A 12,612-nucleotide genomic window follows, 5' to 3' on the forward strand; every position below is an offset into this window, starting at 1 on the left:
CTACATCACTGTCTCCGCCACCGTCTCCAAGCTGGCTGTACTTAGCTTGGATGCAATCCCATTTGGTAAAAAACCCAAAAAATGAAATTTTAAGCCCTCAACTATCACTTGATAGTAATGGCTTCGATGTGTATTGAAAAATTCGCCCGCTTCTTGTGGCTTTTGAAACAAAATTTTCTTACCGTTTTCATCGACAGCGGTAACATAATCAAGGATAAATTTTTCTATTTCTGCAAATTGTTCAGAGCCAATATTTGATGCTAATTGACCGATATCAAAACCTGATTTATTCCCTTCAAATGAAAAACAACCCTGAAGTAGAGCTGTTAATTTTTTTAGATATTTATTTGATTTGAAAAAATCTGCTTGTGTGAATGTATAAACTACATCATCAATAGTAAAATCTGTGCTTTGCATTATAAACCGCCTTTAATGTCAAATTCTGCTTTAGTTGCTTTAAATGTCCATGTTACGCCGTTGTGTGACGTTCCGCGCGCATGCGTTGGTGGTGTTGTAAACCAGCAACCTGTCAATAAAAACTCATCACCATTACGCAAATCTTTGTATGTAATTAATTTACCCGTCGCCGTGGTCGGATTGTTAATTTGAGCATTGCGCAACTGATTTAGTTTTTGGTTAGTTTCAGAATGCTGTAACGTTTTAATAGTTACTGTTGCGCCACGATTGCAAGAGTGAACAAAAACGCCCTTTCCGTTGACACCGTATGTGATATCACCGTCATCGCCAATAGGCGCAATACTGATAGCATCCTGTGCATTCTCGTAGCCTGTAATTTCCGTGCCGTCTATCGTTAAAATAGCATCTTCTAAAGAAAATGATTTAGACATAAAAAATCCTTATCGATTAAATTGAACAATGATATCGACGCTGTGACCCGCACCAGCAAGCTTAAGTGCGCAATTGATTGGCATCATCTTGCGAGCTTCTCTATCTGCTGTATCTTGCATGTCGAACGAATCAGAATAGAAATAATAACCATTAATTTGGTCACCATAAGATAACTCGCCAAGGTCACCCAATGTCCATTTACCTAGCCCCAAGAAGCCATTATTGATAAATTGCTCGCCAACCACTTTGATTGAACTGATTAAAATTTGCTGACCGCGATCGGTTTGAGGGATTTTTGTAGGCTGACCTTGTAGCGTATTGAACGCCTGAACTTGCACCGCATTAATAAACGCATCCAAGCCTGTCGTTTCATCAATAAACGTCCCACCAAGCATAACACCCTCGGCTAACATGTTTACACCCGCGTAATCAGTATAAAAATTTATGCCTAGGCGTCTACATTTTGTAGCTTCGTTGATTGTAATTCTATCGTCTGATGTGACACTAACTTCTTGCTTGAATTTAACAGTTTTAGCCGTATTTACACCCGTCCAAACCGTTGTCAAAGCAATACCCATTAGCTCGGCTGCTGCATGAGTGTTGCCCTTGTTGTTATACTGAGCCATCAAGCGACCGCTATTACGTTTTGATAGCGTTTTAAGTACGTTTGTATCAGTATATTCAATGTTAGCCGGTCGGGTTTCTGTGTATGCCATGACTTTTGCATTTTCAACACCTTGAGCCACCACCCAGTCGTGGGCTTCAACTAATTCAGCGTCAGTGATCGTATTAGCAAAATAAACGCCGTACCAATTCTGGTATTGATTTTGCAACTTGCTCAGTGCTTCGGCAGGTGTTTCTTTGTTGTAAGTTATTGCGTCTTCACCGTTGATTAGTGTACCTCTACCATCAATTAGATTAGTCATACTACCGATATATGTACCGTCTAATTGCGCATCAAACACATAACCAAAATTAGCACCTTTACCTTCTGTCTCAGATGATAAAATAAATCGACTACCGACTAAGTCATAAATAAATTTAACGCCAATATCGGCTAGTTTTGTATTAATGACATTTGCTACATCTTGCATACTTGAAACAGTCGAAAAATCTAGCTCTTTAACATCGATTTTTGTATCACCAAAGTAAAATGACAGATAACCATCGGTAATGTTTTTAAACTGAATATAGCTTACTGATAATGCCGAGCCATTGATTTTTGAACTAACCGCTGATGATGTGAAATTATCTTTCATGTATCTAGCAATTAACGCGGTTTTCGGTTTTGGTCGTGCTGAAAATAACGCAGCAGCAGCACGATACGCATCTGAATTAGTGCCAAACAATGACGCTACACTGTTAGGATCAGATACAACGACGTAGCGAGTGTCTGGATTAGTAAACTCGTCGCACATTTCGTGCGTGAAGATGGCAACCACGCTCAAATCACGTTTTTGTGCACCCCGTGGTGATTGTTGTAGTGTTACATCTACAACTTGACTGATTGGTAAACTCATTATTACCCTCTTTCTATGTTGAATTTTACTGTATCGCCACGGTTTACTGGAGCCTTGACGATTGGATTAATTGAAAATGCAAGATCGACTTGCGCGCGTTGTTCTTTACCGCCTGCAATCGCTGTTGGTAGACTACGGATTTGCGAGCATTTTAGATATCCCATACCTAGACGTTTTAAACGTTGCCAAACAAAGGTAAATCTCATTGATTCAGTCAGTTTGCACAACATATCGTAGGCATTTTTACCGTAGGCATTGACTGAGATAGTTGTCTCTCTGAGAGTTGATGCAATCTCCTCTTCCTCAGCACCTTTAAATTTAACTTCAGTACCGATATCCGATTGGTATGCATTTAAAACTGTGATGAATTTATCCAGCTTTGAAACATCCTGCATATTATTAGCATCAAATACTAAAGATTCAGGTAACGTCAAAACCTCCGCTATCATGTGCCTGAGAGCCGTCATATCTAGTCGCGAGACAGTCGTAATAGCCATAATCACTCCATATTGATTCTGAAATTATGCGAAATCTCATGCCGTGATGCTGAAACATCATGCCGTTAGTGAGTTTTGCACGAGAAAATACCCGTACCGTTGGGTTATATCTGTCGCCCTCAGGTAATATTTGCAAATCATCATTGCTGGCAGGTTGAATAATGCATGTAATGCTACCCTGTGACTCAAAATTAACTTTAGTTGCAAAAAACGGATCGCTTAAAAATTGTGATATCAATTCACGCTTCATTTTTCCTTGACCTCATATGTTATTGCTCCTCGTAACTGTCCCGTGTCAATTAGCGGTTTGCTCGATTTTTTGCGATTCACCGTTGCTTCAGTATTAGGCTCAAAATCACCATCAGTAATTTTATCTACGATTTTACCCTGTAAATAAACTCCCACAGTCGCAAAAGCGTCATGCGCAGATATTTCACATTTCAAACACTCAGCTATTTTAATTTTTGCTAAACGACTTAAATTTTGTGATTCTTCTGATGCTGAAGACCTCATGAATGAACGTTCTGGAATGTTTTTTTCGGGCACACCAAATTCATGAATAACTCCAAGCTCAGCATTGGTTATGCTAGTCGATTCTTCTCGTGAATTTTCATCGCTCGGTATACCAACAACCAATTGAAGATGATTTAACTGTTCAGCTCGCTTCATGACTTCTTTTAGTCGTTTTATGATTTCTAATTCACTCATCCAACAACCCCGATAGGTGTTATTAAACGACGTAATCGTAGATATTCTTGACCGTAAGAAGTAGAAGTTAAATCGTAGTCACTAGGATTGCCTGATGATGTGTTTTGTGATGTGTAGCTAAGAGATAAACCTCCCGCTGATTTACTCGATACTGATTTGAAATTTTCACCATTGTTGAAAATAACGTTATCGTCTAAATCCCGATTTAAAAAGCCTTTGATAGCTAATCGATGCGCTGTGTAAGCAAAAAGACCAAGATTATATAATTTACCCCAAGCCTTTTTACTGACAACTAGCGTGCTACTTTCTAAAAAGTGATCAATTGTGCTATCAGACACGCTTTTAAATTCGGGGTATTCATCGCGAAAGCTCATAGATACCCCTTATTTATCAGGATTTATAATCTACATACTGCGCGGATTTTGGTTCTTTAAACATTGCGCCAGTAAACGCAGAGCGATAACCACTTTGATATGAGAGCAAATCTTTTCGCATCACTTCTAAGATTTCTGGCATATGCACTTTCATTTCAAGATAATCTTGGTCATGAGAGTAAATTGCTAAACGAGATTTATTTTTGTTAATCTGTTTAGCATATTCCGCAGGAATCTTAACGAAATTAATGTTAAATCTCTCATTTTGCGACGCTTTACGTAACGCAGCCATAACTCTGTCCATGGCCGCAATTGGTAGTAAATCTGTACCTAAAATTTGAGGATTTGGGTCGAACTTCTGCATAGCTGTCATGAAGTCTTTTGCGTCCATCGCGATATGCGTTGGTTGAATAGTATAGTTAGAACGAGACCAAACTTCATCGTATCCGCTTAGAATCATTTTAACAAACTCATCTGATGACATTTCTTTTAATGTTTTACCTGATGTTTCGTTATAAACATTAACTTGCGACCCTGTTAATAACCCCTCTTGACCCGGTTTTTGTTCATGCCCAACATAACCAGCATACTGAATTGTTGCTACAGCATTCGCGTACAAGTCATTTTGTTTCTTGGCTGGTAAGTTGATGCCTAATTTCTGTGCTTTCTCTATTTCTTGCTGAGTGTAAACCAAGCCTTTAGCCCATTGAACTACTGGTGATTTCCTATATTCGATTGTGCTATCAATAGTTTCAAGCGATGTTGTTTTGATGCCAATCACACCATTTTTAACAGAACCACGCACTTCAGTAACGCCGTATTCCCATTCTTCGGTCGCGAAATCTAGTCCCTCTGTAATTGGTATTGCTTCACCAATGTTAATTTCCGGTAATTCTTTTTCTTGTAACTGTTTATCACGCTCTAACAGTTGTTCTGTGATAACGTCACTATAATCTACATTTTCATATGCCATTACGCCTTAACTCCTCTTGTTGCAACCTTAACTGATTGTGCATAACCTAATGTAATTGCCGCGCAGTGATTGCCGTTGCTTACGCGTTCAACCCAGTAGCCTAAATCGATATTGTTTTCTGCTACATTTGTGATTTTGCCTGCATCGTCGCCCGTTGGTACGATATAAACACGCTCGCCTCGCTTTAACTCAATGTCATTTACTGCTAACGCAACAACAGAATCACCATGTGAAAAATGCCCGATGTTAATTTGGCGATTATTTGGGTGCTTGTCACCGTAAATATCTCGAACAATAATTCCGTGGATTAAATCATTTGCAGATTCGATTGCTTTAATGCCTCCCTCTGCGTTTACTGCCACGAAAGTACCGCACAATAAATCTTTGCCAGTTAAATTTTCTTCACCCCAGACTTTACTGTCTGAGCTAGATACACGGTAAATAGAACCAGGTTGCATTGTCCCTTGATCTGAATCCCAACTTGTAAAACTGTAACCCATATTATTTACCTCCTAATCGCGCACTGGCTGATTTTGTTTGAGCTGCTTTGCTGTCATTAAGCAAGCTTGAAACAACCCTGTTCTTCTTCGTGCTTGTTGCTACTAAACCAGCATAAGCCGCTCTGATTTCAGCATCCGTTAACTTAGACGCTTGTTCTTTGCTATAAATGCCATGATCGACTAACACACCGATACGAACATCACGACCGCTTTTAGCGTCATTCAATTTAACTTTCGGGAATCTTACTTTGGCGTCATTCATCACGCTTTCTTTGTCTTTTTCAGCCTCAAGTTCTTCAACTCGAGCCTTTAGTTCATCACGCTCTTTTTTAACTTGTTCAAGCTCTGCTGTTAAAGCTGTAATTCGTGCATCTTTATCATCTTCACCAGCAGTTGGTTCTTCATCATTTAACGTTTCAAGCTTTGCTTTTAGCTCATCGATTTGTTTTTGAAGCTCATCAGCCTTGGCTTTTGATTCCTCATCTTCTTTATCTTGCACTTCCTTAAGTTGCGCCATGAGTTCATCAATTTGTTTATTGATTTCCTCTCTTGATAATTCGCCCTCAGCATCATTTAAACGCTGACGAAACGAATCTATTAGCGCAATTAGTTTGTTTTTCTTCGGCATTGATTTTGCTCCTGTTATTTTTGGTTTACTGTCATTTAGTCTGCAATCTGAGCCAGCTCTACCCTCTGCGACGATTGCAATATGATTAACTCGGATATTTTTGTGATAAAACTTTCCGTTTTCTTCTTGAATATCCGCAGGCTCGTAGCCGACAGATAATTCACGAATATCTTTGCTTTTGAGTAATTCAATTGCAGACGCATCTTGAATATATGCATCGCATACAATGTAATTACCATTAGCTCTCGGATTTTGAACATGTCCAACCGTTGTGTTTTTCCAATCTTTAGCATCAACTGATTTTTTATCGGGGTGTGTAATTGTGATTGGCATACCGTCAATTGATTTTAGTGTTTCAGGTTTACTGAGTTCATCAATCGTGCGGTTAACATCAACCAGCTTATTAGCTCTGCTGTCTGTTAAACCAATTTCATGACCGTAATACTGTAATACTGCCCCTTTGGTGATTTTAGCGGTTGTTTTTAAGTAGCCTTGTGGCGTTATTTCCCAAGCCATAAAACCTCTCTATGTTTTATTTGGGCGCAAATAGCCCTACTCAGTTAAGAGCATTAATTAATATTTTTGATTAGAATTTAATATAAGGAATGGCTAAACATCGGCACTGAAAGTCTTCGCCACATTTACCGATGAATGCTTTTATTGACTTACGCTTTTTCCACGTTTTACCCTCATCGTCTGAGTAGACTGTAGGGTCTGAATATTTGCATAACATGTTATTTAAAACTAAATGCGATTCGCGCTCCCGTGCATCACCCGTGCCTTTCCATTTGTAAATGTCGAAACCTAACTTTTTATTACGCTCTTCTTCAAAATCAGCGTTAATCTTAGCTGTTTGGTCTCTTGCAATGAGTTTTGCACGTGAATATGAGACATTGCCTCTTGCACGAATTTCATTAATTAGCTCGCCATGCCTAAACCCCTTTTTATAATTAGTGAAAACATTTGAGCCAATGTCATTAATAAAATCGTTTTTGATTGATGTTATAAGCTCGACATTTTGCTGAATAGCTACGGCTAACGTATCGCCTAGAATTTCTTTTTCGATGATACTTGAAAGGTCAACATCAAACGCATTTTTGAAATTACGAGTAAATTGCGTTTTGTTCTGATAATGAACCTTGTTAACGAATCGAGTAGCCAATAATTTAGCCCTTTCCTCGATGCTTTCACCAGCAATTGACGCCAGAACTTCAATTAAAGAGTTAATGTAATTATCATCACTAATCGCTACAGCATCAACTAGATTCTTTTTGCTCAGCGCATCAGTGATTCGATTCACCATTGTTCTGATAAAATCGGCTAAAGCCTCACGATAATAAACCTCAGCACGCTTACTCGGTGTTGTTGGCGGTAAAAATCTATCACGCCCCGACAGCGAACTCTTCAGTAGAGAATAAATCTCCATCTTTCAAATCCTCCTCAGTCGTATTAATCAGGAGTTTACGCGCGATTAATTCAGTTTGAGCAACTCTATCGGATATAACATTTGCCGTTACTAACGCTGATATTGCAGAAGCAAACTGACTAAACCTCGTCGCCTCTTTATCCTCATTAATAACCTTGATTGATGGATATTCATAGGTTAACCCATGATTTGGCATCATTTTATCGAGAATAAACTTATCAATGAATTCTTGAGCAGGTCGTAATCGATTTTCTTGTAGCGCATTGATTGTGCCATGATATGATTCTAAATCTTCCTCACCCGTTGAAAAGCCACTTGCAGATTTACCAAACAATATCGTAATTGGTCTATCTAATGCCCCTGCTGTAACAGTAATCAGCTCCCTGAGAATTTCGGATAATCCGCTATATGTTGCAGTTTTTTGTTCCCAACGCCCTTGAGCCTCACTATTACCCGCATCTAACGCAATAGCATTCATTGACGATTTCGTGTGATTAATTAGGTTGATGAACTTTCTAATATCATCTTCTTTGCCTTGTGCCACTTTGGCTATCAAATCAGGGATAAACAGCACATCAACATTGCTATCTTGAATAATGTCGCCGATACATGTAATTGTTGTGTCAAACAACCGAATAGCATTGTATTTGTTTTGTAAATCCGATATACCAAATTGATTTCTATCTGTCAGTTTTGATTTACCAAGTTTCAATCTGTGACAGCGTGAATGATGCACCTTATCATTTTCACCAATCGTGTAATAAATCGGCTTACCAAAATTCGCAGATTTTAAATCATCATCGATATTACTTTCAGGTTTAAACTCACCTTTAGTTAACACAATGAAACGTTGAATATCTTCGACATCCGATAGTGGTTGCGACAAATCATCAGTATCAGTAATTGCCACGATTAGCGCATCCCCCAATAGCGAGCTGAACGTCAGAAACTTTTCTTTTATCTCATTTAGTTTTAATTGATTTTCTTTTTCAATAACGAGTTTTAGCAGGTTTTCATCATAATCACCACTAAACACTCTCGGCAATTTAAGCATGTCCTCAGCTGTTTTATTGATGTATTTGCCGGTTAACCAAGAATTGCTATACATATTTAACAATTGTCGGTCAGATATTTTCTTATTCGAATATCTCACCGAATCGTTTTTGTTGCCTAGTGATGTGTACAGGCTTTCTAATGAATCAGTAAGATAGTTAATTTTTGTCATAAAACATCCCAGATATCAATAATAAATTTCCCAAAAATAATATTCAAACCATCCGACGTTGTATCTACCTGATCATCATGCGCCCCGTTCGGGAATTGTGCATGTTCAACAATAAAATCATTTAACCACTCCGCTTTTTCCGGCAGATAAACTCTGCCACTTTCGATGAATGGCGCAACATCATTAGCGCGCGTAATTTTGTCAATGTTACGTTGAACGGCTTTAATCGGTATAACGGGCTCTGTTGATTGTGATAGCGTTTGGATTAGTGTTGTTCCGCTTACTTTATCTTCAACATTCATTGATCTGATATTAAAATTCGGAACATGCTTATACCAAAAAGTTTTAGCCATTTTAATTAAATCCGGTGCTTCCCATTTACCGCGCAATATATCAATTAAATACGCATTACCGTCTTCACCTTGCCCCCAAAGCGCAAATACCGAATAATCGTTTTGCTCTTTCGTTTTTTGGGCTGTATCAACCGTGATAACTGTAAATTTAAGCTTAGGTAATACGCGATATGATTTGAACCATTCGGTTTTGAATATTCCACCGTCAGTAATGTATGGGTTTTGCTGATATAGCGCTTCAAAGTTAGCGGCTGGCATCACTTTCTTTCGTGCAAGTAGAAAATCAATACTTTTATGCTCTGGGAATAGCGCTTCACCTGTTTTTCTGTGCTTGTCATCCTTAATAGCTATAGCTGGATAACTTAATACTTTGACTGTCTTATCTGCGGCAATTAATCGACCTATTGGGTCATCAATATGCCAGCGCGTAAGTATTGCCAATAATGCACCATCTTCACTAAATCGCGTCAAAAAATCATCGGTGAACCAATCCCATGTTGAGTTACGAACAGTTAAGCTATTTGCATCTTGTCGCCCTTTTATTGGGTCATCAATAACACCTAAATCTAATGATTCGCCTGTAATAGAACCGCGCACAGTAGTATTTCTGAAATAACCATCGCGATCAATATACTCGATGATTTCTCGATTTCTTAATGTCTGAGATGAAATAGTAACGGCGTTTTTATTTGATATTTTTGTGTCAGGAAATATTTTTTGATAAGTGGGGTTGTCGTAGATGCGTTGTAGTTTTAAGTTAGCTTTAATGCCTAATCGTTCTGAAAATGAAGCGTATATTGTTTTACAGTCTGGGTTATGCCCAGCAACCCATGATATAAAATCAATGATTGCAACTGATTTACCGTGCTGAGGTGGTGCCTGAATAACTAACTTAGGTTTTAACCCATTAACAAAATCATAATAAAATTTCTCTAACTCTTCACATACTTCCTTTACCCACCAATTGACTTTTAAATTCTTGTTGATCAACTGGCGATAAGTAAGAAATGATTTTCTAGCCTTTCTTATCCTCAGTTCCAGCAACAATTCTATTGATTTCATGTTCGCTGTAACCATTGGCTTTTAACTCTTTTATGATGTCATCGGTGGTCATCTTTGATATGTCCAATTTGTTTGTGACAGTTTGGTCTACTTCTTGCTTATCGGTGTAGCCATGCTTACCCAACATAAGCTTGACAATATTTGAATTAAATTCACCTGTTAAACCTTTGTTAAGCAACTTATTTTCTTGAACTGTTTTAACGCTTTCTAATATGTCGGAAAACTCACTGCTTTGATCAGCGTAGTCATACATTGTTGAGCGGTGTTTACCTAAATAACATGCTAAACCTGCAACGCTTGGAACTACATCACCAAACGTTTCATAGTCCCCAAGCAAATACTCCTTAGCCTTGACTAAACAATCGGCTAACTCACTTGGGCGACCTATTTTTTTCTTTTCGCCCTTTGTCATATGTTTCCTTAAATTAGTAATTCAATTTGTGATTGCTGTTTAAGTTTTTCTATTCTATTTTTCAGCTCTGGCTTCTTCTCTCTACCCCATCGCCTTAGTAATCGACCCGACATACTTGCTACATCTTTCTCTTTCATGTACTCAAGCATTAAGTCATTATGTTGTTTCATGTAGCTATGTTGCATTTTAATAAGTTGTTCAGCCATCCAGTTAAATGCGTAAATGTACGCCTCTTTTATCTGTGCTGCAGCTTTACCAGTGAAGCCCATAACCAAAAAGATAAATCCATCTTTAGTCATCTTAAACATTGGTCTAAGCTTGCCTTGTTCATCAAGATAACTAGCCTCCTCAAAATTGAGGGCGCGAAATTCCTTTGAACACTCAAGCTTATTTATGCCTCTTAAAATGTTATCGTGCCGTTTATTAAAATACTCAGCCACCTTTAAAGATGTCGTCATTACTTGATTACCTTGTAAAGTAACCATTTCGTTAAAATCGAATTTAATAATATTCATATTATGTCCTTTATAGAATGAGCCTAAGTCACACAGAATAAACAGCCCCAAGAGTTCAGACATTAGCTGTCACTCTCTTAGGCTCATTCTGTAAAGCTCTTGGTTGATTAATATTTGCCGTGTGTTGGCATTATGATTGATTGAAAATTGAATTTGATTTGTGGTATTTCAAAGAAAATGGGCACAAAAAAACCGCACAAGGCGGTTTGCTGGCAATATATATATTTATTCTTAAATCGTACCGAAAAAAAACGTGTTTAGCAATGGATTTTCAAAAATAATTAAAAACTCAAACAAAATCAAAGTGTTTCATTATTAGCTTTGTGATCATTTTATTTCCGTTTTTTTAAATTAATAGTAATTCACGGCAGTTTTGAATAAATATGCAGTTTTAAAATTATAGAACTGGTGAATTTTTATAGTTTATGCGGTAATAGTGAATAATTATTTATTTTTACTTTGAATGTATTTATCTAAATTTACAGTATTGGGTTTATTTTTGTATAAATCGCTATATCTGAACATATCTAATACTAATAGCGCATTAGCCACCTTATTGTATGCATCTCGTGCCATGGACTTACAACCGTTTTCACCCTTTGAACTTTCGATAAACCTTAACGCACAATCTAATTTATCACAAATCCAATTATCCACCCATTGAGGGAATTCAGGGTTAGACCTAATTTCGCTCAAATCACGAATCGCAACATCAAGTTGACTTAATGCAAGCCTTTGCCAGTATGACGATTCCTCATATGGCTTTAGTCGATGCCTTTTTGGGAATCCGTCGTTATCACATTTTATTTCACCGGTTATTTTAAACATGAATATATTTTCTTTGCCAAAGAATGATAATGAAGACTGAACTATATAATCGAGTAATGTTAACCCCCAAATTGGAAACCAATTTCTTACTTCAACTGTTGGTGATTCATGCTCTAATTTACCAATATAGATCGGGTAAATACCATATGCTAATGCATAATGGGTATAATTCATTTGAATGTATTCTTTTGTAACGCGTTTAAATATTGCCACTATTTCAACTCTCCAAAATTAAAGTCCATCCCAACCATTTTTATTTTGCATTGCTAATCTCCCTTATTGCCCTTTTGTCTGCATTGCACTTCTCAATGACATTAAACAAATGTTCGTTATATCGTAGACTATCGCTGAAAGTCATGTGATTAGGAGGTAAATTTGGTAAACAGTCACTTAATAGATTGGCTGGAATCGGGCGATTTACGTATATTTTTCGCTCTGTTGTACAGGCTGGCAGAAACAGGCATAGGCACAAACCGATTAGCACAATCATTTTCTTTGAGTTGCTCATTAATTTGCTCCTGCCTTTCTATAGATTGATTTTCTAGTTCACGTTTTGATAATTCGTTATCTGCAATAATTTGATTATTTTTAGATATAACTTGCTCTAATTGAGATATTTTATCAGATAATATTTGCGCTTCTTTTTTAGCTGAGTTTTTATCTTGATATAAATCAAATATTACATATGCAAGTAACGCAAAACAGATTGCTACTGTGATATATGTTTTATTCATATGTCATC

The 12,612-nt window shown here is 37.5% G+C and carries 17 protein-coding genes; all 17 read right to left on the reverse strand.

The features are described 5' to 3' along the window. The gene (locus A9G09_RS11805) at positions 1-417 is read right to left on the reverse strand and encodes a phage tail assembly chaperone (protein WP_065563021.1); all 417 of its coding nucleotides are present in this window, start codon (positions 415-417) and stop codon (positions 1-3) included. Then, positions 417-848, reverse strand: a complete 432-nt coding sequence (locus A9G09_RS11810) for a phage protein (RefSeq protein ID WP_065635037.1) — start codon at positions 846-848, stop codon at positions 417-419. Before A9G09_RS11810 ends, A9G09_RS11805 begins: the two co-directional genes overlap by 1 nt. Positions 849-857: 9 nt before the next feature. Next, positions 858-2,369, reverse strand: a complete 1,512-nt coding sequence (locus A9G09_RS11815; RefSeq protein WP_065635038.1) for a DUF3383 domain-containing protein — start codon at positions 2,367-2,369, stop codon at positions 858-860. 2 nt (positions 2,370-2,371) lie between these two features. Then, positions 2,372-2,803 carry a hypothetical protein gene (locus A9G09_RS11820; RefSeq protein ID WP_141671589.1) on the reverse strand — a complete coding sequence of 144 codons (432 nt, stop codon included), beginning with the start codon at positions 2,801-2,803 and terminating at the stop codon, positions 2,372-2,374. Continuing rightward, complete coding sequence (locus A9G09_RS11825; RefSeq protein WP_065563018.1) at positions 2,790-3,116, reverse strand: hypothetical protein; 327 nt, start codon at positions 3,114-3,116, stop codon at positions 2,790-2,792. Before A9G09_RS11825 ends, A9G09_RS11820 begins: the two co-directional genes overlap by 14 nt. Next, positions 3,113-3,574, reverse strand: coding sequence for a hypothetical protein (locus tag A9G09_RS11830; protein ID WP_065635039.1), 462 nt, complete (start codon positions 3,572-3,574; stop codon positions 3,113-3,115). Before A9G09_RS11830 ends, A9G09_RS11825 begins: the two co-directional genes overlap by 4 nt. After that, positions 3,571-3,948 carry a DUF4054 domain-containing protein gene (locus A9G09_RS11835; protein ID WP_065635040.1) on the reverse strand — a complete coding sequence of 126 codons (378 nt, stop codon included), beginning with the start codon at positions 3,946-3,948 and terminating at the stop codon, positions 3,571-3,573. Before A9G09_RS11835 ends, A9G09_RS11830 begins: the two co-directional genes overlap by 4 nt. A gap of 16 nt (positions 3,949-3,964) precedes the next feature. Then, a complete protein-coding gene (locus tag A9G09_RS11840; protein WP_065635041.1) occupies positions 3,965-4,921 on the reverse strand; it encodes a major capsid family protein in 957 nt (318 codons plus the stop codon). After that, positions 4,921-5,421, reverse strand: coding sequence for a hypothetical protein (locus A9G09_RS11845; RefSeq protein WP_065635042.1), 501 nt, complete (start codon positions 5,419-5,421; stop codon positions 4,921-4,923). Before A9G09_RS11845 ends, A9G09_RS11840 begins: the two co-directional genes overlap by 1 nt. Before the next feature lies 1 nt (position 5,422). Then, on the reverse strand, positions 5,423-6,565 hold the full coding sequence (locus tag A9G09_RS11850; RefSeq protein ID WP_065635043.1) for a DUF2213 domain-containing protein: 1,143 nt from the start codon (positions 6,563-6,565) through the stop codon (positions 5,423-5,425). A 70-nt stretch (positions 6,566-6,635) separates the two neighbouring features. Continuing rightward, a complete protein-coding gene (locus tag A9G09_RS11855) occupies positions 6,636-7,475 on the reverse strand; it encodes a phage minor head protein (protein WP_065635044.1) in 840 nt (279 codons plus the stop codon). Then, the gene (locus tag A9G09_RS11860; protein ID WP_065635045.1) at positions 7,432-8,700 is read right to left on the reverse strand and encodes a DUF1073 domain-containing protein; all 1,269 of its coding nucleotides are present in this window, start codon (positions 8,698-8,700) and stop codon (positions 7,432-7,434) included. Before A9G09_RS11860 ends, A9G09_RS11855 begins: the two co-directional genes overlap by 44 nt. Then, positions 8,697-10,115 carry a phage terminase large subunit gene (gene terL / locus A9G09_RS11865; protein WP_176700987.1) on the reverse strand — a complete coding sequence of 473 codons (1,419 nt, stop codon included), beginning with the start codon at positions 10,113-10,115 and terminating at the stop codon, positions 8,697-8,699. Before terL ends, A9G09_RS11860 begins: the two co-directional genes overlap by 4 nt. Continuing rightward, on the reverse strand, positions 10,069-10,527 hold the full coding sequence (locus A9G09_RS11870) for a DNA-packaging protein (protein ID WP_065635047.1): 459 nt from the start codon (positions 10,525-10,527) through the stop codon (positions 10,069-10,071). Before A9G09_RS11870 ends, terL begins: the two co-directional genes overlap by 47 nt. An 8-nt stretch (positions 10,528-10,535) precedes the next feature. Next, positions 10,536-11,042, reverse strand: a complete 507-nt coding sequence (locus A9G09_RS11875; RefSeq protein ID WP_065635048.1) for a Rha family transcriptional regulator — start codon at positions 11,040-11,042, stop codon at positions 10,536-10,538. A gap of 444 nt (positions 11,043-11,486) precedes the next feature. Continuing rightward, on the reverse strand, positions 11,487-12,083 hold the full coding sequence (locus tag A9G09_RS11880; protein WP_065635049.1) for a hypothetical protein: 597 nt from the start codon (positions 12,081-12,083) through the stop codon (positions 11,487-11,489). Positions 12,084-12,256: 173 nt separating this feature from the next. Beyond that, positions 12,257-12,604: a hypothetical protein gene (locus tag A9G09_RS12935; protein WP_065635050.1), complete on the reverse strand. Its 348-nt coding sequence runs from the start codon at positions 12,602-12,604 to the stop codon at positions 12,257-12,259. Between the last annotated feature and the right edge of the window lie 8 nt (positions 12,605-12,612).

The organism is Gilliamella sp. wkB292 (assembly GCF_001690235.1).
In the GTDB taxonomy this organism is placed as follows: Bacteria; Pseudomonadota; Gammaproteobacteria; order Enterobacterales; family Orbaceae; genus Gilliamella; species Gilliamella apicola_F.

Excerpts from the sequence above, each read along its gene's own strand:
- A9G09_RS11805 (WP_065563021.1), bottom strand. The coding sequence starts at position 417 with ATGCAAAGCACAGATTTTACTATTGATGATGTAGTTTATACATTCACA.
- A9G09_RS11810 (WP_065635037.1), bottom strand. The coding sequence starts at position 848 with ATGTCTAAATCATTTTCTTTAGAAGATGCTATTTTAACGATAGACGGC.
- A9G09_RS11815 (WP_065635038.1), bottom strand. The coding sequence starts at position 2,369 with ATGAGTTTACCAATCAGTCAAGTTGTAGATGTAACACTACAACAATCA.
- A9G09_RS11825 (WP_065563018.1), bottom strand. The coding sequence starts at position 3,116 with ATGAAGCGTGAATTGATATCACAATTTTTAAGCGATCCGTTTTTTGCA.
- A9G09_RS11830 (WP_065635039.1), bottom strand. The coding sequence starts at position 3,574 with ATGAGTGAATTAGAAATCATAAAACGACTAAAAGAAGTCATGAAGCGA.
- A9G09_RS11835 (WP_065635040.1), bottom strand. The coding sequence starts at position 3,948 with ATGAGCTTTCGCGATGAATACCCCGAATTTAAAAGCGTGTCTGATAGC.
- A9G09_RS11840 (WP_065635041.1), bottom strand. The coding sequence starts at position 4,921 with ATGGCATATGAAAATGTAGATTATAGTGACGTTATCACAGAACAACTG.
- A9G09_RS11845 (WP_065635042.1), bottom strand. The coding sequence starts at position 5,421 with ATGGGTTACAGTTTTACAAGTTGGGATTCAGATCAAGGGACAATGCAA.
- A9G09_RS11850 (WP_065635043.1), bottom strand. The coding sequence starts at position 6,565 with ATGGCTTGGGAAATAACGCCACAAGGCTACTTAAAAACAACCGCTAAA.
- A9G09_RS11855 (WP_065635044.1), bottom strand. The coding sequence starts at position 7,475 with ATGGAGATTTATTCTCTACTGAAGAGTTCGCTGTCGGGGCGTGATAGA.
- A9G09_RS11860 (WP_065635045.1), bottom strand. The coding sequence starts at position 8,700 with ATGACAAAAATTAACTATCTTACTGATTCATTAGAAAGCCTGTACACA.
- terL (WP_176700987.1), bottom strand. The coding sequence starts at position 10,115 with ATGAAATCAATAGAATTGTTGCTGGAACTGAGGATAAGAAAGGCTAGA.
- A9G09_RS11870 (WP_065635047.1), bottom strand. The coding sequence starts at position 10,527 with ATGACAAAGGGCGAAAAGAAAAAAATAGGTCGCCCAAGTGAGTTAGCC.
- A9G09_RS11875 (WP_065635048.1), bottom strand. The coding sequence starts at position 11,042 with ATGAATATTATTAAATTCGATTTTAACGAAATGGTTACTTTACAAGGT.
- A9G09_RS12935 (WP_065635050.1), bottom strand. The coding sequence starts at position 12,604 with ATGAATAAAACATATATCACAGTAGCAATCTGTTTTGCGTTACTTGCA.